The organism is Microbacterium sp. AK031, assembly GCF_024807145.1.
In the GTDB taxonomy this organism is placed as follows: Bacteria; Actinomycetota; Actinomycetes; order Actinomycetales; family Microbacteriaceae; genus Microbacterium.
In genome coordinates, this window is the sequence record NZ_JANUCA010000007.1 from 17,106 (window position 1) to 35,092 (window position 17,987).

At 67.1% G+C, this 17,987-nt stretch carries 18 protein-coding genes and 1 pseudogene; 5 read left to right on the forward strand and 14 right to left on the reverse strand.

Going from position 1 to position 17,987, the window contains the following annotated elements:
• Positions 1-68 precede the first annotated feature (68 nt).
• Entirely contained in the window at positions 69-1,361 is a 1,293-nt protein-coding gene (locus HDC95_RS12975; protein WP_259063988.1) for a sensor histidine kinase, read from the forward strand.
• Positions 1,358-2,011 carry a response regulator transcription factor gene (locus HDC95_RS12980; RefSeq protein WP_259063989.1) on the forward strand — a complete coding sequence of 218 codons (654 nt, stop codon included), beginning with the start codon at positions 1,358-1,360 and terminating at the stop codon, positions 2,009-2,011. Before HDC95_RS12975 ends, HDC95_RS12980 begins: the two co-directional genes overlap by 4 nt.
• A gap of 165 nt (positions 2,012-2,176) precedes the next feature.
• On the opposite strand, the gene HDC95_RS12985 is transcribed toward HDC95_RS12980, so the two are convergent.
• From HDC95_RS12985 to HDC95_RS13010, 6 genes are all read right to left on the reverse strand, one after another.
• Entirely contained in the window at positions 2,177-3,343 is a 1,167-nt protein-coding gene (locus tag HDC95_RS12985; protein WP_259063990.1) for a thiolase family protein, read from the reverse strand.
• A gap of 65 nt (positions 3,344-3,408) precedes the next feature.
• Positions 3,409-3,774 (reverse strand): DUF72 domain-containing protein, encoded by a 366-nt coding sequence (locus HDC95_RS12990; RefSeq protein ID WP_259063991.1) that lies wholly within the window; start codon positions 3,772-3,774, stop codon positions 3,409-3,411.
• Between the two features lie 89 nt (positions 3,775-3,863).
• Positions 3,864-4,415 carry a Dps family protein gene (locus HDC95_RS12995; RefSeq protein ID WP_396652710.1) on the reverse strand — a complete coding sequence of 184 codons (552 nt, stop codon included), beginning with the start codon at positions 4,413-4,415 and terminating at the stop codon, positions 3,864-3,866.
• 81 nt (positions 4,416-4,496) lie between these two features.
• On the reverse strand, positions 4,497-7,061 hold the full coding sequence (locus HDC95_RS13000; protein WP_259063993.1) for a glycosyl hydrolase 2 galactose-binding domain-containing protein: 2,565 nt from the start codon (positions 7,059-7,061) through the stop codon (positions 4,497-4,499).
• Positions 7,058-7,897 (reverse strand): tryptophan-rich sensory protein, encoded by an 840-nt coding sequence (locus HDC95_RS13005; protein WP_259063994.1) that lies wholly within the window; start codon positions 7,895-7,897, stop codon positions 7,058-7,060. The genes HDC95_RS13000 and HDC95_RS13005 overlap by 4 nt, the downstream gene beginning before the upstream one ends.
• Before the next feature lie 31 nt (positions 7,898-7,928).
• The gene (locus HDC95_RS13010) at positions 7,929-9,212 is read right to left on the reverse strand and encodes a serine hydrolase (protein WP_259063996.1); all 1,284 of its coding nucleotides are present in this window, start codon (positions 9,210-9,212) and stop codon (positions 7,929-7,931) included.
• 99 nt (positions 9,213-9,311) lie between these two features.
• Here HDC95_RS13010 and HDC95_RS13015 point away from each other — a divergent pair, with 99 nt between their 5' ends.
• Complete coding sequence (locus HDC95_RS13015) at positions 9,312-9,626, forward strand: DUF2470 domain-containing protein (RefSeq protein ID WP_259063997.1); 315 nt, start codon at positions 9,312-9,314, stop codon at positions 9,624-9,626.
• A 46-nt stretch (positions 9,627-9,672) separates the two neighbouring features.
• On the forward strand, positions 9,673-10,320 hold the full coding sequence (locus tag HDC95_RS13020; RefSeq protein ID WP_259063998.1) for a heme oxygenase (biliverdin-producing): 648 nt from the start codon (positions 9,673-9,675) through the stop codon (positions 10,318-10,320).
• Here HDC95_RS13020 and HDC95_RS13025 read toward each other — a convergent pair.
• Complete coding sequence (locus HDC95_RS13025) at positions 10,317-11,708, reverse strand: ATP-dependent RecD-like DNA helicase (protein ID WP_396652706.1); 1,392 nt, start codon at positions 11,706-11,708, stop codon at positions 10,317-10,319. The two genes, HDC95_RS13020 and HDC95_RS13025, sit on opposite strands and share 4 nt — an antisense overlap.
• A gap of 72 nt (positions 11,709-11,780) precedes the next feature.
• Between HDC95_RS13025 and HDC95_RS13030 the strand changes: the two genes are divergently transcribed.
• Entirely contained in the window at positions 11,781-12,839 is a 1,059-nt protein-coding gene (locus HDC95_RS13030) for a hypothetical protein (protein WP_259064000.1), read from the forward strand.
• 4 nt (positions 12,840-12,843) lie between these two features.
• Here HDC95_RS13030 and HDC95_RS13035 read toward each other — a convergent pair whose 3' ends face one another.
• The 7 genes and pseudogenes from HDC95_RS13035 to HDC95_RS13065 form a co-directional block, all read right to left on the reverse strand.
• On the reverse strand, positions 12,844-14,847 hold the full coding sequence (locus HDC95_RS13035) for a bifunctional copper resistance protein CopD/cytochrome c oxidase assembly protein (protein WP_259064001.1): 2,004 nt from the start codon (positions 14,845-14,847) through the stop codon (positions 12,844-12,846).
• Between the two features lie 164 nt (positions 14,848-15,011).
• Complete coding sequence (locus HDC95_RS13040; RefSeq protein ID WP_033105720.1) at positions 15,012-15,299, reverse strand: HU family DNA-binding protein; 288 nt, start codon at positions 15,297-15,299, stop codon at positions 15,012-15,014.
• A 271-nt stretch (positions 15,300-15,570) separates the two neighbouring features.
• Positions 15,571-15,876 carry a 30S ribosomal protein S14 gene (gene rpsN / locus HDC95_RS13045; protein ID WP_259064002.1) on the reverse strand — a complete coding sequence of 102 codons (306 nt, stop codon included), beginning with the start codon at positions 15,874-15,876 and terminating at the stop codon, positions 15,571-15,573.
• Between the two features lie 2 nt (positions 15,877-15,878).
• A complete protein-coding gene (gene rpmG, locus HDC95_RS13050) occupies positions 15,879-16,049 on the reverse strand; it encodes a 50S ribosomal protein L33 (protein WP_036280872.1) in 171 nt (56 codons plus the stop codon).
• The gene (rpmB, locus tag HDC95_RS13055; protein WP_206475596.1) at positions 16,049-16,285 is read right to left on the reverse strand and encodes a 50S ribosomal protein L28; all 237 of its coding nucleotides are present in this window, start codon (positions 16,283-16,285) and stop codon (positions 16,049-16,051) included. Before rpmB ends, rpmG begins: the two co-directional genes overlap by 1 nt.
• Positions 16,286-16,451: 166 nt before the next feature.
• A pseudogene (locus HDC95_RS13060) lies at positions 16,452-17,323 on the reverse strand (pyridoxal-dependent decarboxylase).
• Positions 17,324-17,333: 10 nt separating this feature from the next.
• Positions 17,334-17,984: a DNA-3-methyladenine glycosylase gene (locus tag HDC95_RS13065; protein WP_259064005.1), complete on the reverse strand. Its 651-nt coding sequence runs from the start codon at positions 17,982-17,984 to the stop codon at positions 17,334-17,336.
• Positions 17,985-17,987: the final 3 nt, after the last annotated feature.

Consider the following 17,987-nt stretch of genomic DNA (forward strand, 5'->3'; position numbering starts at 1 on the left):
ACGCGGCGCCCATCGGTACGCGCGTGAGAACGCGACGCGAAGAGACATCGCCGCGTAGAGTCGAGGCCGTGTCGAACCAGCGCAGCCGCAGCGCCTCCCTCCTCGAGGAGGAGGAGCTGCGGCTGCCGCGTCCCCCTGGAATCATCCGTCGCTACTGGGCGCGGCATCCGGTCCTCGCCGACGTGCTGATAGCGATCATCTGTCTGCTCCTCTCCCTCACACCAGCCTCGATATCCACCAACTACCGCTCCACCCCCGGTGGAGGCCTGACCGTCGTCGACGGGCCGCCGCTCGTCGCCAACATCATCATCGGCGTCCTCGTCCTCGCCACCTGCGTACTGCTGCTGCGGCGACGCCAATGGCCGGTCGTCGTCTTCGTCGCCGCCTACGTCACGGCAGTCGCCTACCTGTTCCTCATCGAACCGGCCGGCGGACCGCTCCTGCTCGTCACGAGCTATTCGATCGCCGTGTACCGGTCCACCAGGGCCGCGTGGATAGGGATGGCGATCGGCATCGGCTCGCTGACCGTGCTCTCTCTCCTTCTCTACTTCACCGACACCATCACGCTGCAAGCCGCGCTCAACGGGATCTTCGGCCAGCTCACCCTCGCCTTGATCGGCACGCTCATCGGCGTGAACGTCGGAGGGCGCAAGCGCTACATCGAGGCTGTGATCGACAGATCACGACAGCTTCTCGTCGAACGCGACCAGCAGGCTCAGCTCGCGGCATCCGCAGAGCGCGCCCGCATCGCACGTGAGATGCACGACATCGTCTCGCACTCGCTGACCGTGATCGTCGCCCTGTCAGAGGGAGCCGCCGCCACCGATGATCAAGCACGCGCGAGGGATGCCTCAGCGGCCGCCGCCGCGACAGCCCGCGGCGCACTCACGGAGATGCGGTCGATGCTCGGAGTGCTGCGCGACAGCGCGGGCGACATCCCCCTCGCCCCGATGCAGTCGGCGGCGCCGCACGCCACCGTGGCCACCGCGAAGAATGCTGGCTACCCGGTCACTCTCACGACCGTCGGCGAGCCGAACGCCTCTGCATCCGTGGAGTTCGCAGTGGGCAGGATCGTGCAGGAGGGCGTCACCAACGCCATGCGCCATGCCCGCGGTGCGACGAGGATCGCCGTTCACATCGACTACGCGAGCGACCCGACCGTCATCGAGATCGACAACGACGGCGTCACCGGTGAGGTCGGTACGACAGGCTTCGGACTCCGCGGCCTCAGCGAGCGCGCCGCACATGTCAACGGCACGATCCGCTCCGGGCCGGTCGGCGACCACCGCTGGATGCTGCGCGCTGAACTGCCCGCGGCATCCGAATCGCCCATCTCCGATAGAGCAGAGGATGCCCAGTGACAGAGTCGATCCGCGTTCTTCTCGTCGACGATCAGGAGCTCATCCGGGTCGGCTTCCGGCTTGTGCTCGAAGCCGAACCCGACATGGTCGTCGCCGGTGAGGCCGCGGATGGCGACGAGGCGATCAGACGGGCGAGGGAGCTAAGGCCCGACGTCGTCCTGATGGACATCCGGATGCCGGGACTCGACGGCATCGCCGCGACCGAGGCGATCGTCTCGTCCATGCCCGGCACCCGCGTGCTCGTGCTCACCACATTCGATCTCGACGAGTACGCATTCGGTGCGATCCGTGCCGGAGCGAGCGGGTTCCTCCTCAAAGACGCCCAGCGGCACGAGATGACCTCGGCCGTGCGGTCCGTGCACCGCGGAGACGCCGCGCTGTCGCCGCGCATCACGCGCCGGCTGCTCGAGCATCTCGGTCCACGCCTGCCCTCGGTGGAGGATGCCTCAGATCCCACGGCCGCTCTCACGGAGCGGGAGCGCGACGTGTTCCGCACCATCGCCCGCGGGCTGACCAATGCGGAAATCGCTCAGGAACTGCATCTGAGCGAGTCGACCGTCAAGACTCACGTCGGGCGGGTGCTGATGAAGCTCGAGGCGCGAGATCGGATCCACGCCGTGATCCTCGCGCACCAGTACGGGATGAGCTGACGGCTCGCGCTAACACTCCAGCACGCCCCTCGCACATCGCATCGATCGTTGTCAGAAGGGTTTCCGGCCTTCCGACGCATCGGAACCCCGGAAAGTCTTCTTCCATCGATGGTCGCTGCCGGAGTCAGCCCGAATCCGGGCGTCGAACTCTGTCGAGGGAACGCCTCACCGCTCCAGCACCACGGCGAGGCCCTGCCCGACGCCGATGCAGATCGCGACGACGGCGACGCCTCCGCCGCGACGGCGCAGCTCGTGCGCCGCATGGCCGATGATCCGGCCGCCGGATGCTCCGAGCGGATGCCCTATCGCGAGCGCACCGCCGTGGATGTTCAGCTTCTCCGGGTCGAGGTCGGGCCAGCCGCGCAGACACGCGATCGACTGCGAGGCGAACGCTTCGTTGAGCTCGACGACGTCCACGTCGGCCCAGGTGCGGCCGGCCCGCGCGAGTGCCTTGTTCGCGGCCTCGATCGGCGCGATCGGGAAGTCGTCCGGATCGACGCCGTGCGCCCCGCGGCCGGTGATGCGGGCGAGCGGCTCGGCATCCACGGCGCCCTCGGCGCCGAGCAGCAGCGCAGACGCACCGTCATTTATCGACGACGAATTCCCGGCGGTGACGGTGCCGTCCTCGGCGAACAGCGGACGCAGCCCCGCGAGCTTCTCCACGGTGGATTCGTCGCGGATGCCCTCGTCGCGCGCGAGCTCGGCGCCGGGGACCTGCACGATCTCCTCCGTGTAGACGCCGTCGGCCCACGCCTTCGCCGCAAGTTCGTGCGAGCGCACCGCGAATGCGTCCTGCTCCTCGCGGCTGATTCCGGCGACGCGCGCCGCCTTCTCGGCCGCCTCACCGTTGGAGATCGTCCAGCGCGTCGGCAGCGCACGGTTCGTCATGCGCCAACCGATCGCACTGTTCCACATCGTCTGATTCCCGGACGCCGGATACGGCTTCGCCGGCTTCTCCACAACGAACGGCGCACGGCTCATCGACTCGACGCCGCCGGCCAGGATGATCTCGGCATCTCCCGACTCGATCGCCCGTGCGCCCTGGATGACCGCCTCGACGCTGGAGGCGCACAGTCGGTTCACCGTGGTGCCGGTGACGGTCGTCGGGAATCCGGCGAGCAACGCGCCCATCCTCGCGACGTTCCGGTTGTCCTCACCTGCCTGGTTCGCGTCGCCGAAGATGACGTCGTCGATACGTGCCGGGTCGAGCCCGGTGCGCTCGACAGTCGCGCGCATGACGATCGCCGCCAGATCGTCGGGACGGATGCCGGCGAGCGCCCCACCCGCACGCCCGAATGGAGTGCGTACTGCGTCGTAGATATGCGTGGTCACGTCGGTGGTCCTTCGGTGAGAGCCCGGCGGCGTTGCCAGGGGTACGCGATCATTCTCGCAGAGCGTCACCGCCCCGATGGCACCACGATCTGTAGAGCTCCTGCGCTCCGTGCAGGCGGACGTATACGAGGTCGGCGGTCGGCGGTCAGCGCATCAAAACGTGGAAACCGGCCGGCGGTGTCAGCGACGACCATCGCCACGTCGTGCTCGCGCAGCGTATCCCCGGCTCCCCGAAAGCTCTCGACTCTCGGCTCCAGTGCGTGACGGATCGGACGATCCTCGTCGATCTCCAGCCACGCTCTGCCACGTAGCCGATCATCGTGCCGCCTGGCCAGGTCCAGGGCAGCGCCCATCGAACGCGGCAGCAGCGCGAGGAACGCATCGAGCAGCTCCGGCTGGAACTCCTGACGCTCGGGAAGCTGCCACAGCACCGGCCCGGATAGAAGTCACCGCGCCATGCGGCGTACCGCCAACCGGATGTGCCCACTCGCACGACGCCGGACGCCACGGCGCACGCCGATCAGCCGCGCGCGGCGGGCTTCCGGTTCTCGGCGCTCATCATCCACGCGAACTGCTCGAGCTTCTCGATGATCGCGTGCAGGATGTCGGCGCTCGTCGGATCTGCCTCATCGACGTCATCGTGCACATCGCGCATGGTCCCCACGACCGCCTCGAGCCTGACCGTGATCAGGTCGACTGTCTTGCTCGTGTCGATCTCGCCCTGCGGGTACTCCGGCAACGTGGTCGTGGATGCGACGGTGTCGCTGCGCCCGTCCGGAATCGCGTGCAGCGCCCGCATCCTCTCCGCGATCGTGTCGCTGAACTCCCGCGCCGCTTCGATGATCTCGTCCAGTTGGAGGTGGGTGTCACGGAAGTTGCGACCGACTACATTCCAGTGCGCCTGCTTGCCCTGCAGGGAGAGCTCGATCAGATCGACCAGCACCGACTGCAGGTGTGCGCTCAACTCCTTGGGCGCGACGAACCCCTTCTCGGCGTTCTGACGACGGGTGCTCTTCTCGCCGCGTGCCGCACTCGCAGATTTCTTCGTGGTCGAGGTCTTCGTGGTTGCCATCATGACGGCGACGTTAGCCGCGCCCGCAGCCCCGTCCCAGGGGCTTGACAAGCCGAGCGAGCGTGGAGAAGCGCCGGCGCTTCACCCCACGAGCTGATTGCCCGAGCGTGCAACCTCCGGGCGCAGGACGTCAGCGACCGACAGGATGCCGCGCACGCCGCTGACGCGGAACGTCGCCTGCTCACCCGGCAGCAGCGTCACGAGCCCTCGATCCACGACAGCTCCCGGATCCAGTCGATCGACCAACAGGGTGAGATCGCGGACGAGCCCACCCGCCGTGATCGTCACATCGCACAGTCCGTCACCCACCATCGCCACCTCTGCCGACAGCGATGGATCCGTCAGAGCACTGTCACGCGGTTCGCCGAACCACCACACCCCTCTGGTGCCGAGCCCTTCTGCCAGGAGCATCTCCCGATCGGCTTCCGCCGCCGACGCGACGTCAACGGGGATCGCGATCCTGACCGTCGATCGTGCGTCGATGGAGACAGGAACGGATGCCTCGGCACGCTCTTGGCCGTCGAAGCCGACCCGGCGCAGAACGACATCGCCCTCCCACGCTTCGGCGCTGTCGTTCGACAGCACTGCGATGAGTCCGGCATCCGCCGGCTGCACGGCATCTTCCGGCTGTACGACATCGTCCAGTTGCACGTCATCTTCCGGCTGTATCGAAACGGTCCTGGGCGCGAAAGCGTTCTTCAGCCCGAAGTACAGCGGCTTCTCGCGTCCGTCCCCGTCGATCGCCGCCCACGACGTCACCGGCCAGCAGTCGTTGAGCTGCCACACGATGGCGCCCGCGTTGTGCGGAGCGAGCGAGCGGAACCACTCGAGCGCGCACGATACGGCGTTCGCCTGGTTGAGCTGCATGGCCCAGTGCCATGTCTCGATATCCTCCGGCACGCGATAGTGCGAGACGAGACCGCTGGTGAGCTTGGCGTTGCCGTCTGCCGCCTTCTGGTGGACGATCATGCCCGGCGATTCGGGCGTGAGCGGGTCGTCGCTGATCGCGCGGGTCAACGTGGTCCACGTCGGCGGACCCTGCCACCCGAACTCCGCGACGAAACGCGGCCTGTGATCGCGATACGTGGGCCAGTCGCGGCGGTTCCACTGCTCCCAGAGGTGCATCGATCCGTGCGTCTCGTCGTTCGGGTGCGGGCCGGTCTGCACTCCGTGTTCCCCCGCAGCGCCATCCCATCCGCCGCCGGGGCTGAACGGGCTGCCCGGCGCATAGGGCACGTGCGGCGCGAGTTCGGCGACCAGCGCGGGGAACAACTCGTAGTAGTAGTGCGCGCCCCAGCTCTTGCCATCGAGGGCGGTCTTCCAACCCCAGTCCTCGTAGCCCCAGGTGTTCTCGTTGTTGCCGGTGAGCAGTGCGAGCGATGCACGGTGTGCGAGACGGCTGATGTTCTCGCGCGCCTCGGCCTCGATCTCCGAACGCAGCGGCTCCTCCTCGGCATATGCGGCGCATGCGAACAGGAAGTCCTGCCAGACCAGAAGCCCCAGCTCATCGGCGAGGTCGTAGATGTCCTCCGACTCGTAGATGCCGCCACCCCAGACCCGGATGAGGTTCAGATTCGCATCCTTCGCCTGCTGCAGCCTGCTGCGGTAGCGGTCGCGGTCGACGCGGCTCGGAAACGCGTCATCCGGAATCCAGTTGACGCCCTTCACGTAGATCGGCTGGTCGTTCACGACGAGAGTGAACGGAGTGCCCGCGGCATCCGGCGTCGTGTCCCAGCGCAGGTCGCGGAAGCCGACCCTGCGGGATGCCGCATCCAGCAGGACGCCGTCCGCAGCGAGGGTGACGTCCACGTCGTACAGCACTGGCTCGCCGTACCCCGTCGGCCACCAGCGCTCGACAGCGTCGAACTGCACCTCGAGATCCGCAGAGTTCGCGCCGGCGGGCACTTCGATGCCCTCCACCGCGCGAGATCCGACCTGCACCGCGAGCGTCGCCGGCTGCGCGGACGTGCGCTCGATCTCGACGTGCACCTGCACACTGCCGCCGTTCCCCGCGACCTCGGCTCGCACGTCGACCCGCGCGAGCCTCGCATCCGACCATGACTCCAGCCGGATCTCGCGCCAGATCCCGCTCGTGTATGTCGCGATCCCCCAGTCCCAACCGAAGCTGCACGCCGACTTGCGGATCGCGTCGTACGGCAGCGGGTAGGGCCGTGGACGCACGCCGAGTGCGACGCTCTGGGCGTTCGCGTGCCGCACCGGGCTGCGGAACGCGACTGTCAGTTGGTTGTCTCCCGCGATCAGGATGCGGGTGACGTCGAAGCGGTACGAACGGTGCTGATTCGCGACTTCGGCGATCACCTCCCCGTTGAGAGTGATCGTCGCGACCGTGTCGAGCCCGTCGAAGACGAGGTCGTGCCGCGCAGATGCCGCCAGCACGTCATCCGAGAGGGAGATCGTCGTGCGATACGTCCAGTCGACCAGCCCGATCCATGCGAGCGCCGACTCGTTGTCGTCGAGATACGGGTCGGTGATGAGACCGGCACGCAGCAGATCGAGGTGCACCACGCCCGGCACTGTCGCGGGAATCGGATCCGTGCCGACCTGGGCGGGGCCGGATGCCGCGTGCACCTGCCATCCGGTCGTCAGCGGAGTACGGACGAGACGAGCGTGCGTGAAGGTGGTCACCGATCAACTGTCCCGTGCTGGACTGGGGAAAGTCCATCGTTCGCGCCCACGCGCCTCACGCGTGCACGGAAGCGCCACGCCGTGACGGCCAGCACGATCACGGCCAGCACCACTGCAGTCGCCGCGACGCCCGGCGCGGCCGGATCTCCTGACCAGCGTCCGACCGCGATCCACGCAAGCCCCCACGCCGTCGCCACGAACGGGGCCCACCGCCCACCGCGCCAGGCCGTGAACACGGCGATGAGGCCGACCACGATGAGCGTGATCACACCGGGAGTGCCCGGCGCCTCGGTCCATTCCGTCATCCCGATGGCTCCGAGCCAGGCCGCCAGGTTCGCGGCGGCCGCGACCGTCACCCACCCGAGGTACAGCCCGATCGTCCCGTCGACCAGCACGATCTCCGCTATCGTGCCGCGGCGCGGCCTGCGGCAGACGCGGACGAAGCTCACCAGCAGCACGCCGAGCAAGATCATGATGATCACGAACGACTCAGCGATACGCCACGCCTGCACGCACATGATCCACACGGCGTTCAGGAGTGCGGATGCCGCGACGCCGTATCCGACCGTGCGATGAAGCGGCTTCGCCGCCTGGGCGGGAACCAGCTGCCAGAGCGCGTACGCCACCAGACCCAGGTAGATGACAGACCAGATCGCGAACGCGCTACCGGCGGGAGCGAGCACCGTGGCATCCGCGGCGAACGCGCCGCCCGCGGCGTCCGGCATTGGCGTGCCGCCCAGAAGCCCAGAGCCGAAGACCGCGGCGACCACCGCCCCCGCGACGGTCAGGGCTACGACGATGCGGCGGACGCGATCAGACTTCTCCGTCTGGGGCATGCCCCCCACATTAGATGGGAGTCCGCGGTGACTACTCGGCTGCCGGCGGCGTGGCGCAGATGGCGTTGTCGGTGATGGCCTGGTGATACTGCTCGGCTGTGAAGGGCAGGCCGAACTCCGGCGCCGTCTCCCCGGCGGCTGGCGGCACCTTTGAAGCGATCGCAGCGAGCTCCCAGGCGAGATATGCGGCCGGTGAGCTGCCCGCAGTGGAGTTGTTCAGCACGACCGCCACCGTGAATCCGGTCGTCGGGTCGGAGTAGGCAGCGGTCGCATAGCCGGGCGTCCATCCGTGCTGGCCGACGAGCGGCCCGACCAGGAAGGCACCGCCGGTGGCCTGATACCAGGAAGGCGCACCTCCGTACGCGGGGAGCGGAGTCGAGAAGCGGCCGGGCTTTGCCCCCTCGTCGCGCAGACCCTGGCGCGCTATCGCCTGAACGTACCGGCCCAGGTCATCGATCGTCGAGACGACGCCGGAATCGGTGAATCCCGTGCTCGCGGACATTACCGTGATCTCAGAGCGCGCAGCGCAGTCGACCCCGCCCTCGATGGTGGGTAGATAGGTGCCGCTCAGCGCGATGTCACCGGGAGCGGCCGCCTTGGGGCCGGGGAGCGATGTGTCAGCGAGCTCCAGCGGAGTGGTCACGTATTCGGCTATGAGTTCGGAGGCGCTCTTGCCTGCAGCCCGCTCCAGCGCCAGCCCGAGCAGCAGGTAGCCGGCATCCGAGTCACGATACGTCGTGTGCGGAGTCACCGGATCCTGGCCGAGCCCGAACGACGCCAGCTCCAACGCCGGCCACACCCGTTCCGGCGTGTTGAACCACATGCCCTTCACTGTCGCCTCTGATGAACCGATACCACTGGTGCCGTTGCAGAGGTCGAGCAGCGTGATGTCCTCGAGGTGCGCGACGCCGGAGACGTACTCTGGAACTGAGGCGTCGAGTTCGACCACGTCGTCATCCACGAGGCCGTACAGGACATCGCAGGTCATCATCCGTGTGACGTCAGCGATGCGGAAGGTCATGTCTGTCGTGATCTCGGACTGATCTTCGACCGACTGCGTGCCGAGGCCGGTGACCCAGGTACCGCTCCATGGCACCCACACCCCGACGATCGCGCCCGTCGCGCCGGTCGTGACCATCGCGTTCTCGACAGCCGCCTGCAGCTGCGCTGTGGTCTCATCCGGCAGGGCGGCATCGACCTGCTCTGGTGGCGTGTAGGAGAAGGAATCCTCTGCGGCGCAGCCGGTGAGGACGAGCGCGAGCGCAGCGGCGCCTGCGGCGGCGGCACGCCAGCGGCGCGACGAGAGATGATGCATGAGGGTGGCTCCCGGATGATTTGTGTTCCCGAGTCTAAAGCGCACATCCCGAAAGACATCATCCGCGACCGCCGCTCGCGGGAGACGTACAGTGATCACGTGCCCCACTCCTTCGAATCCGACGTCGTCGCCGCCATCCTCCACCACATGAACGACGACCACGCCGACGACAACCTGCTCATCGCGCGCGCCTTCGCCACAGCATCCGATCTTGAGATCACGCACGCCGCGATGACCGATCTCGACGGCGATGGCGGCGTCTGGCAGATCACACGCGCCGGCCTTCCGGAGGAGCTGCGCGTTCCGTGGCCGGGCGGCGAGATCTCCGAGCGACCGGCAGTGCGCCGCGAGGTCGTGGCGCTGTACGACGCCGCGTGCGAGAGGCTGGGCATCGAGCCGCGGCCGCACGCCTGAGACATCCGCACTTCTCCTTAAGTTAGGATGCCCTTACACTGAGGGCATGGCTGAAATCCTCTCCTTCTCCGCTGCTCTGCGCGAGCGCTCCGCCGGCTCCCACTCACGCAGCGAGCACGCCGGGTTCATGTCCGACCTGCTCAAGGGCGAGGGGTCGCGTGAGGACTACATCGCCCTCGTCGCACAGCACTACTTCATCTACGAAGCCCTCGAAGGCGTCGGCGAGCGCATGCGCAAGGAGCCGGTGGCTGCGGTGTTCATCAGCGATAAGCTGACCCGCCTTCCCGCCCTCGAGGCGGATCTCGAGTTCCTCATCGGGCCTGACTGGCGAAGCACCATCACCCCGCTGCCGACGACGCAGCGCTACGTCGACCGCATCAACGAAGTCGGATCGACGTGGGTGGGCGGTTTCGTCGCACACCACTACACCCGCTACCTCGGCGACCTCTCCGGCGGCATCTTCATCGGACGCGTCATGCAGCGCCGGTTCGGCTTCGAGACCAACGGTGTCGGCTTCTACCTGTTCGACGACATCGCCGACCCCAACGCATTCAAGGACGTCTACCGCGAACAGCTGGATGCCGCGCCCTGGGACGACGCGGAGCGCGAGCGCGTGATCGACGAGGTTCTGCTGGCATACCAGTTCAACACCGACCTGTTCCTCGACCTCGATCGGATGCGGGCTGCCGCCTAGGCCTTCACCTCGGGCGTCGACGCCCTCTCCCACGCTTCGCGCATGAAGCGGCGCACGTCCTCATCGACCCTGATGTCGCTGGGACGCAGCGGCCGGGAGAGATAGAGACCGTCCAGCGAAGTCAAGCGCGAGAGCGCCACATAGGTCTGCCCCGGCGCGAACGCCCCTCCGCCGAGGTCGACGATCGCCCGGTCGTAGGTCTTGCCCTGCGACTTGTGGATCGTGACGGCCCACGCCAGCCGCAGCGGGAACTGCAGGAACTCCGCGATCACATCGCGGCTGAGCGTCTTGGTGTTCTGATCGTAGGAGTACCGGAACCTCTCCCACACCGCAGGCTCGACGTCCACATCTTCACCGTCGATCTCCACTCGCACCGAACCGCCGAGGATGCGCTTCACCGTGCCGATCGTGCCGTTGACCCAGCGTGGAGGCTCGCCCGTCATCGAGACGTCGTTGCGCAGGAACATCACCTGGGCGCCGATCTTGAGCTTGAGCTCTGAGTCTGCGGGATATGACGCATCCCCGCGCCCGAAGTCGCCGTTTATCTCCGCCCGTGCGGTCTGCTCCTTGCCCGGCAGAGCCGCGAGATGGCGGCGGTTGATGTTGTTGACGATGTCGTTGCGCGTCGCGAGCGTGATCATCGGCACCTCGCCGGGCTCGGGTTCGGGAGGCGTGCGCGCGCCCTGTGCGTTCAGGATGCCGGCGATCTCCGCCGTCACCCGCCCGTAACGCACCGCGTTCAGCATCGCCTTGAAGCCGTCATCCGCCTGCCGATGGATCTGCACCAGCTCGCGCACGTGCAATTCGGCCCCGTGCCTGCCGAGATCGATGAGTCCATCCGACTCGCCCATCGTCGCGCCCGCCCACACCTTCGCGTCGAAGAACCAGAACGACCGGTAGTGATCCTGCACATAGCGAAGCTCATCGCCGCGAGGAGGCACCGGCGCCAACTGATACGGGTCGCCGAACATCACCACCTGCACGCCGCCGAACGGCTCAGCGCGTCGCCCCCTGGCCTGACGCAGGGCCCGATCCATGCCGTCCATCAGGTCGGCGTTCACCATCGAGACCTCATCGATCACGAGCGTGTCTATCGCGTTGAGGATGCGGCGGGTGGCGTCGTTCTGCTCGATCTCGCTCTCGGCGATGAGGCCGATCGGAAGGCGGAACAGCGAGTGGATCGTCTGCCCCTCGACGTTGAGCGCCGCGACCCCGGTCGGCGCGCAGATCGCGATCTGCTTCTCGGTGTTCCACGCGAAGTACTGCAGCAACGTCGATTTGCCCGTGCCGGCGCGGCCCGTGATGAAGACATGCTCCCTGGTGTCCTCGATGAGGCGGAACAGCTCCTGCTGCTCGGTGGACAGGGCGGGAAGAGACACGACTCTCATGGTACGTCCCCGCTCGGCATCACGGTCCACGGCGCTCGGCACTGTCTCAGGCCGCTCTCCTAGACTGACGCCATGGATCGCCCTCAGCCGACGTCGCCGCGGCGTCGACGCCTCTGGGTCGATCTCACGACGCTCGCCGTCGTCGGCGTCCTGCTCCTCGGCGCGATCGGTGCCGGAGGTACTGCGCTGTACAAGGAGTACTACGGTCCCGGCGCCTTCGTGACGCGATACCTCGATCTGCTGGCCTCCGGTCGCGCCGCCGATGCGCTGCGGGTTCCGGGCGTAGCCATCGACCGCGCGACCCTCGCGGATGCAGCGATCGAGTCGACGGCGTCCGAGGCGCTGCTGCGCCAGGCGGCACTCGCCCCCCTCAGCGAGATCGACGTCGTCAAGGAGGTGACCGTCGACGGGGTCACCTCGGTGACCGTGTCCTATGTCGCAGGTTCTCATCCCGGCACGAGCACCTTCGAGGTGAAGCAGGACGGCTGGGTCGGCGTGACCCCCGACTGGCGATTCGCCCGCACACCTCTGGCCGCGATCTCACTCAATGTGCTCGGCGCCGACCAGTTCGCGGTCAACGGCTTCGAGATCGATCGACGCCAGGTGTCCTCCGCCGGGGTGGAGGCCTCCCCGACCGACCCTGTGTCGATGCTGGTGTTCACGCCCGGTCTGTACTCGGTGACCGTCGACACGGCGATCTCCACGTCCCCCGGGGTCAGCATCCTCGCCGACTCCCCGCTCATCCAAACCCCTGTCGACATTCAGACGGCGCCGACCGAGGAGTTCCTCGAGGTCGTGCAGACACGCGTCGAGGAGTTCCTCACGGAGTGCACGACCCAGCAGGTGCTGCAGCCGACGGCCTGCCCGTTCGGGCTCGAGGTGCAGAACCGCATCGAGAATCTGCCGATCTGGTCGATCGCCCAGCAGCCGAAGGTCACAGTCGAACCGGACGGTGCGCACTGGATGATCCCCGCGACCGAGGCCGTCGCGCACATCGAGGTCGACATCCGCTCGCTCTTCGACGGCTCGATCGAACACGTGTCAGAGGATGTCCCCTTCAGGGTGAACGGCACGATCGCGATCCTCCCGGACGGCTCGGCGTCCATCCGCGTCGGATCCGCGGGAGCGTGAGCCCTCAGCCCTCTCGCGCCGCCTGACGGGCGTCTCGCTCGGCGAGGGCGGCGAGCTGGGCGTTGTACTCCTCGAGCTCCGCGTCGCCGGTGCGGTCGGCGTGGCGGTCGCCTCGTCGCTGCACCTTGGTGTCATCGCGGCTCCACTGGATCGCCACGGTGATCGCGACGATCAGAGTGGGAATCTCGCCGATCGACCAGGCGATGCCGCCGCCGAGGTACTGGTCCTCCATCGGCGTCGGACCCCAGGTGCGCCCCATCGAGCCGAACCACTCGGCGACCATGAGCCCCTCCTGCATCATGATCGCGATTCCGAAGAACGCGTGCATCGCCATGACCGCGATCAGGGTGATCAGCCGACCCGGATATGGCAGCCGGTACGGCACCGGGTCGATGCCGACCAGGCTCATGACGAACAGGTAGCCGGAGATCAGGAAGTGGATGACCATCCACTCGTGCCCGAGATGCTCGTACATCGACCATCGCACGAGGTCGGTGAAGTAGAAGGCCCATAGCGATCCGATGAAGATGCCGGCCGCGACGAACGGGTGGGTGACGACACGGGAGAACGGGGAATGCACCGCCCACATGATCCACTCCCGCCCGCCGCGGGTGCCGTCATCGCGCTTGTGGATCGCGCGCAGCGCTAGGGTGATCGGGGCTCCGGAGACCAGCAGCAGGGGGATCGCCATCGTGAGCATCATGTGCCCGAGCATGTGGACGCTGAAGAGATAATCCTGGTACAGGTTGATCGGGCCGCAGGTCACCCAGACGAGCATGATCAGCCCGAGCACCCAGAACGCCGTGCGGTGGATCGGCCAGCGGTCGCCGCGGCTGTGCATGCGCCAGACGCCCGCGAGGTAGAAGAACAGTCCGAGGGCTGCCCCCATCGCCCAGAGGATGTCGATGTCCCAGCCCGTGAACCACATGTCGAGCGTGAACTCGGGCGGCAGCGGGGAGTCGGTGAGCAGCTCGGCCGGCGTCTTCAGGATCGCGGCGGTCTCTCCGGTCGGCGGAGGCGTGCGCGCCAGCGCCGCGGCGGCTCCCGACGCCAGCCCCATCAGGGCGACTTCGCAGAGCACCAGCATCCAGAACCAGCGCGAAGCGTTCTCGCCACCCAGCCGTGGGATAAGGCGCGCGCGGTACCAGGCGCCGAGCAGGCCCATGCCGCCGAGCAGCACGGCCTTGGCGATGATGATGAGGCCGTAAGGGGTCCAGAGTCCGTCCCAGCCGCCGAGGCCGACGGTCGAGCGCATGATGCCGGACACGGCGACGACGAAGAACGCGGCGATCGCGAGGCTCGAGTAGCGACGAACGAGGGCCGTCTGGTCGATGTCATGCCCGCGCAGGACGACCAGCAGGATGAGACCACCCAGCCAGACGGCGGCGCCGACCGTGTGCAGCAGGATCGAATTGACGGCTATGACGTGACCGGCGAGCTCGCCGGAGTGGCCCTGGTTCGCCATCGGGAGCAGGGATGCCGCGGCGATGCCCGCAGTGATGAGAGTGGGCGTCCAGCTGCGCCAAGCGAAGGCGAGGATCGTGACCAGTGCGCCCATGATGGTCGTGATCAGCCAGGCCTGGCCGAGAGGCAGCGTGAGCAGGAAGCGTCCGAGCTGCTCGCCGAACTGCTGCTCGAGACTGAGCTGCACGTTGAAGGCGCCAAGGAAGGTCAGGAACGCGGTCGCGGCGGAGGACACGGTGAACACGGCTGCGCCGATGGATGCCGTGTCCAGCGCCGTCTCGAACGGCTTCTCTCCCGCCCGAAGGGCGAACAGCGCCAGCACCATCGAGCCGATCATGACGGCTGCGCTGATGTTGTTCACCATTCGCGCAGCCGGCAGTCCCCAGCGCACGAAGGGCCCCGCATCGCCGATCAGCAGCGGTGCCGCTCCCCCGCCGAACTGCAGGGCGACCACGAGGGCGACGACAGCAGCCACGGCGAGGATCACGAGACCGGCCGCACGGTACGCCGACGCACGTGCGGTGCGCAGGCCGGGAGAAGTCACCCTTCCAGCCTAAGCGCGCACGGCGTAGCGAAAGCACGGTCCTCTCAGCATCACTCCGCGCAGCCGCCCCGCACAGCCCGCCGCCACCATAGCGCGAAGGCCGCCCCCATCAAAGCGCGAAGGCCGCCCCCATCATGCGGGGGCGGCCTTCGAGAGGAGCGGTCTTACTTGACGGCTGCCTTGAGCTTGGAACCAGCGGTCACCTTGACGCGCTTGCCGGCCGGGATCTTGATCTCGGCGCCGGTCTGCGGGTTGCGGCCCGTGCGAGCTGCGGTGTCGACCTGCTCGAACGAGATCCAGCCCGGGATCGAGACCTTGCTGCCCTTGGCGACAGCGTCGGAGACGGTGCCGAAGAGTGCGTCGAGGACACCGGAGACGGTGGCCTGGCTCTGGCCAGTGGCGCTTGCGATGCTCGCGACGAGCTCGGTCTTGGTGATGGACTTGTCAGCCATGTCATCCTCCAGCGACAAAGTGTCGCATCGTTATGGTTCGGGAGGCGGATGCCGCCCGCTGGTCGAGTGACCGCCTCGAATGTATCAACCACTGCCCACATTTCCGCGTCATTTCGCGGGTTTTGGGGTTTTCATAGGCGTGTCGCACCACTTTCGTCACTCCAGTCACAGATTTCGCTTGTCTTCCCCGCATCTTCCACGCAGAGTCGACCCACCCGGGATACGCAGAAGGGGCGAGGATCCGAAGATCCTCGCCCCTTGAAAGCGTTGCCTACCAGCTCGACTTGGTGATGCCGGGCAGTTCGCCACGGTGTGCCATGTCGCGGAAGCGCACACGCGAGATGCCGAACTTCGTCAGCATGCCACGGGGGCGGCCGTCGATGGCGTCACGCGAACGCACGCGCACCGGCGATGCGTTGCGCGGCAGCTTCTGCAGGCCGAGACGAGCAGCCTCGCGGGCCTCGTCGGTCGCGGTCGGGTCGACCAGGGTCTTCTTCAGCTCGGCACGACGGGCAGCGTAGCGCTCGACGACGACCTTGCGCTGCTCGTTGCGAGCGATCTTGCTCTTCTTCGCCATGTTTAGCGCTCCTCGCGGAAATCGACGTGCTTGCGGACGACCGGGTCGTACTTCTTCAGCACGAGACGGTCGGGGGTGTTGCGACGGTTCTTCTTGGTCACGTACGTGAACCCGGTGCCTGCCGTCGAACGCAGCTTGATGATCGGACGGATGTCCTGGGACTTCTTAGCCATTAGAGCTTCACACCCTTCGCCTTGAGGTCCTTGACGACGTTCTCGATGCCGCGGACGTCGATCACCTTGATGCCCTTGGCGGACACGTTCAACGTGATCTTACGGCCGAGCGACGGCACGAAATAGGTCTTCTTCTGCACGTTCGGGTCGAAGCGACGCTTCGTCCGGCGGTGCGAGTGCGAGATGTTGTGACCGAAGCCGGGAACAGCTCCTGTCACCTGGCACACTGCTGCCATGTGATTACTCCTTCATTACCGTGAGACCGGACGGCCTCACCCAAGATCCCTTGTCTGCGCGCCGCACCTCTTCGACGCTTCGACAAGCTCGGCGATCGGAAGAGGGAGACAGCACACGAACTACGCACAGGAGTGTGCGCAGACAAGGAGAGAGTCTAGCACGGGCTCAGTGATGAAATGCGCTGCCGTCATCGCGCTGCGGCATCGGGCTCTGCAGCGCGTCCAGGTGAGCGACCTCGCGGTCGATATCGGCGAGCAGCTCCGCCGCAAGATCGCGGCTCAATCCGTTTCGCACCACGATGCGCTGCACGGTGACATCGGCGAAGCCGTCCGGCATGGGATAGGCAGGCACCAGTGTTGATCGACTGCACCCGTTCGACGCGGAAGACCCAGAGCAGGTCGGGCTGCAGGAACGGTGCGATCATCGCGCCGGACGCACCGTCGACGTGGATCGGGATGTCGAGCCCGGTCTTGTGCTGGATGTCATCGAGCGCCGCGGCGATCTGCGCGACCGGCTCGTACACGCCGGTGTAGGTGACGCCCATGATGGCGACCACGCCGATCGTGTTCTCGTCGACGTACGAGTCGAGGTCATGACCGTCGAGGGTGAGATGGCCCTCGCTGAGCGCGTCTGGCGTGCTGCCATCGACGCTTGAGGGCGAGTCCGGCGAGCATGCTCGCCTCCGACGATCCTGTGGTCGATGTGCCGATCGCCGTGTCGGCATCCGGCGCGTTCCACAGCTCCGCCAGCATCCGTCTGCACCGTGCCTCGATGGCCGCGGTCTCCGGATACTCGTCCTTGTCCACGATGTTCTCGTCGAAGGCGTCGGCGTACAGCTCGCGTGACTCGTCCTCCATCCAGGTCGTGACGAAGGTCGCGAGGTTGAGTCGCGCGTTGCCGTCGAGCGAGATCTCATCACGGATGATCTGCCGCGCGGTACTCGGCAGGGATTCGTGTTCGGGGATGGAGGTGCGTGATGCGACGGTCGATTCGCCGGCGCGCCTGAAAGTCGGTACGGCTTCGCTGTCATTCCACATGAGGCTCACCCTAACCAGTCGGTGCGGCGCCGCGTCCCCATCTGAACGCCGACACCGTGGAGTCACCCTCGATCCAGAACCTCCAGGGGAACGCATGCGTCCCGGCGACACCCGCGACCCCGACGCGCGGCCCTGTCGCGACGCGATCGACGGGGCGCGCCAACCACAGTTCGGCGCTGGCGTCGTGCAGCATTGCTCCCGTGATGGCGTCGATTCCGTCATGGAGCGGATGCCGAAGGCCGGACACCTGCCCGAATCGACCAGGACCGCGGGCGAGGTCGCGTCCGGTCCTGCCGGATCGCTGGATCGCGGCATCCGTACCCTCCACGACGGACCCGGCGCGCAGCAGCACTCCACCTGCGATTCCATCGGGCGCGCACACGACGTTGACGCAGGAATGGATGCCGTGGCTCAGATACACGTAGAGATGCCCCGGCTCGCCCCACATCGTGGCGTTGCGCGCGGTCCTGCCCATGCGCGCGTGGGATCCGGGGTCTGCCAGCTCGCCGGTGCCGCGGCCGTGATACGCCTCGACCTCCGTGATCCGCAGCCGCACCTCGTGCCCGCCCACGACGGTGCGCAGCTCACCACCGAGCAGTCGCGGCGCGACCTCGAGCGGCAGGGCCTCAAGGTCGATGCGGGTCGCGCGGCGGAGCGTCATGGC

Excerpts from the sequence above, each read along its gene's own strand:
- HDC95_RS13025 (WP_396652706.1), bottom strand. The coding sequence starts at position 11,708 with ATGAGAGTCGTGTCTCTTCCCGCCCTGTCCACCGAGCAGCAGGAGCTG.
- HDC95_RS13020 (WP_259063998.1), top strand. The coding sequence starts at position 9,673 with ATGGCTGAAATCCTCTCCTTCTCCGCTGCTCTGCGCGAGCGCTCCGCC.
- HDC95_RS13010 (WP_259063996.1), bottom strand. The coding sequence starts at position 9,212 with ATGCATCATCTCTCGTCGCGCCGCTGGCGTGCCGCCGCCGCAGGCGCC.
- rpsN (WP_259064002.1), bottom strand. The coding sequence starts at position 15,876 with ATGGCGAAGAAGAGCAAGATCGCTCGCAACGAGCAGCGCAAGGTCGTC.
- HDC95_RS13040 (WP_033105720.1), bottom strand. The coding sequence starts at position 15,299 with ATGGCTGACAAGTCCATCACCAAGACCGAGCTCGTCGCGAGCATCGCA.
- rpmB (WP_206475596.1), bottom strand. The coding sequence starts at position 16,285 with ATGGCAGCAGTGTGCCAGGTGACAGGAGCTGTTCCCGGCTTCGGTCAC.
- rpmG (WP_036280872.1), bottom strand. The coding sequence starts at position 16,049 with ATGGCTAAGAAGTCCCAGGACATCCGTCCGATCATCAAGCTGCGTTCG.
- HDC95_RS12995 (WP_396652710.1), bottom strand. The coding sequence starts at position 4,415 with ATGGCAACCACGAAGACCTCGACCACGAAGAAATCTGCGAGTGCGGCA.
- HDC95_RS13005 (WP_259063994.1), bottom strand. The coding sequence starts at position 7,897 with ATGCCCCAGACGGAGAAGTCTGATCGCGTCCGCCGCATCGTCGTAGCC.
- HDC95_RS13030 (WP_259064000.1), top strand. The coding sequence starts at position 11,781 with ATGGATCGCCCTCAGCCGACGTCGCCGCGGCGTCGACGCCTCTGGGTC.
- HDC95_RS13065 (WP_259064005.1), bottom strand. The coding sequence starts at position 17,984 with ATGACGCTCCGCCGCGCGACCCGCATCGACCTTGAGGCCCTGCCGCTC.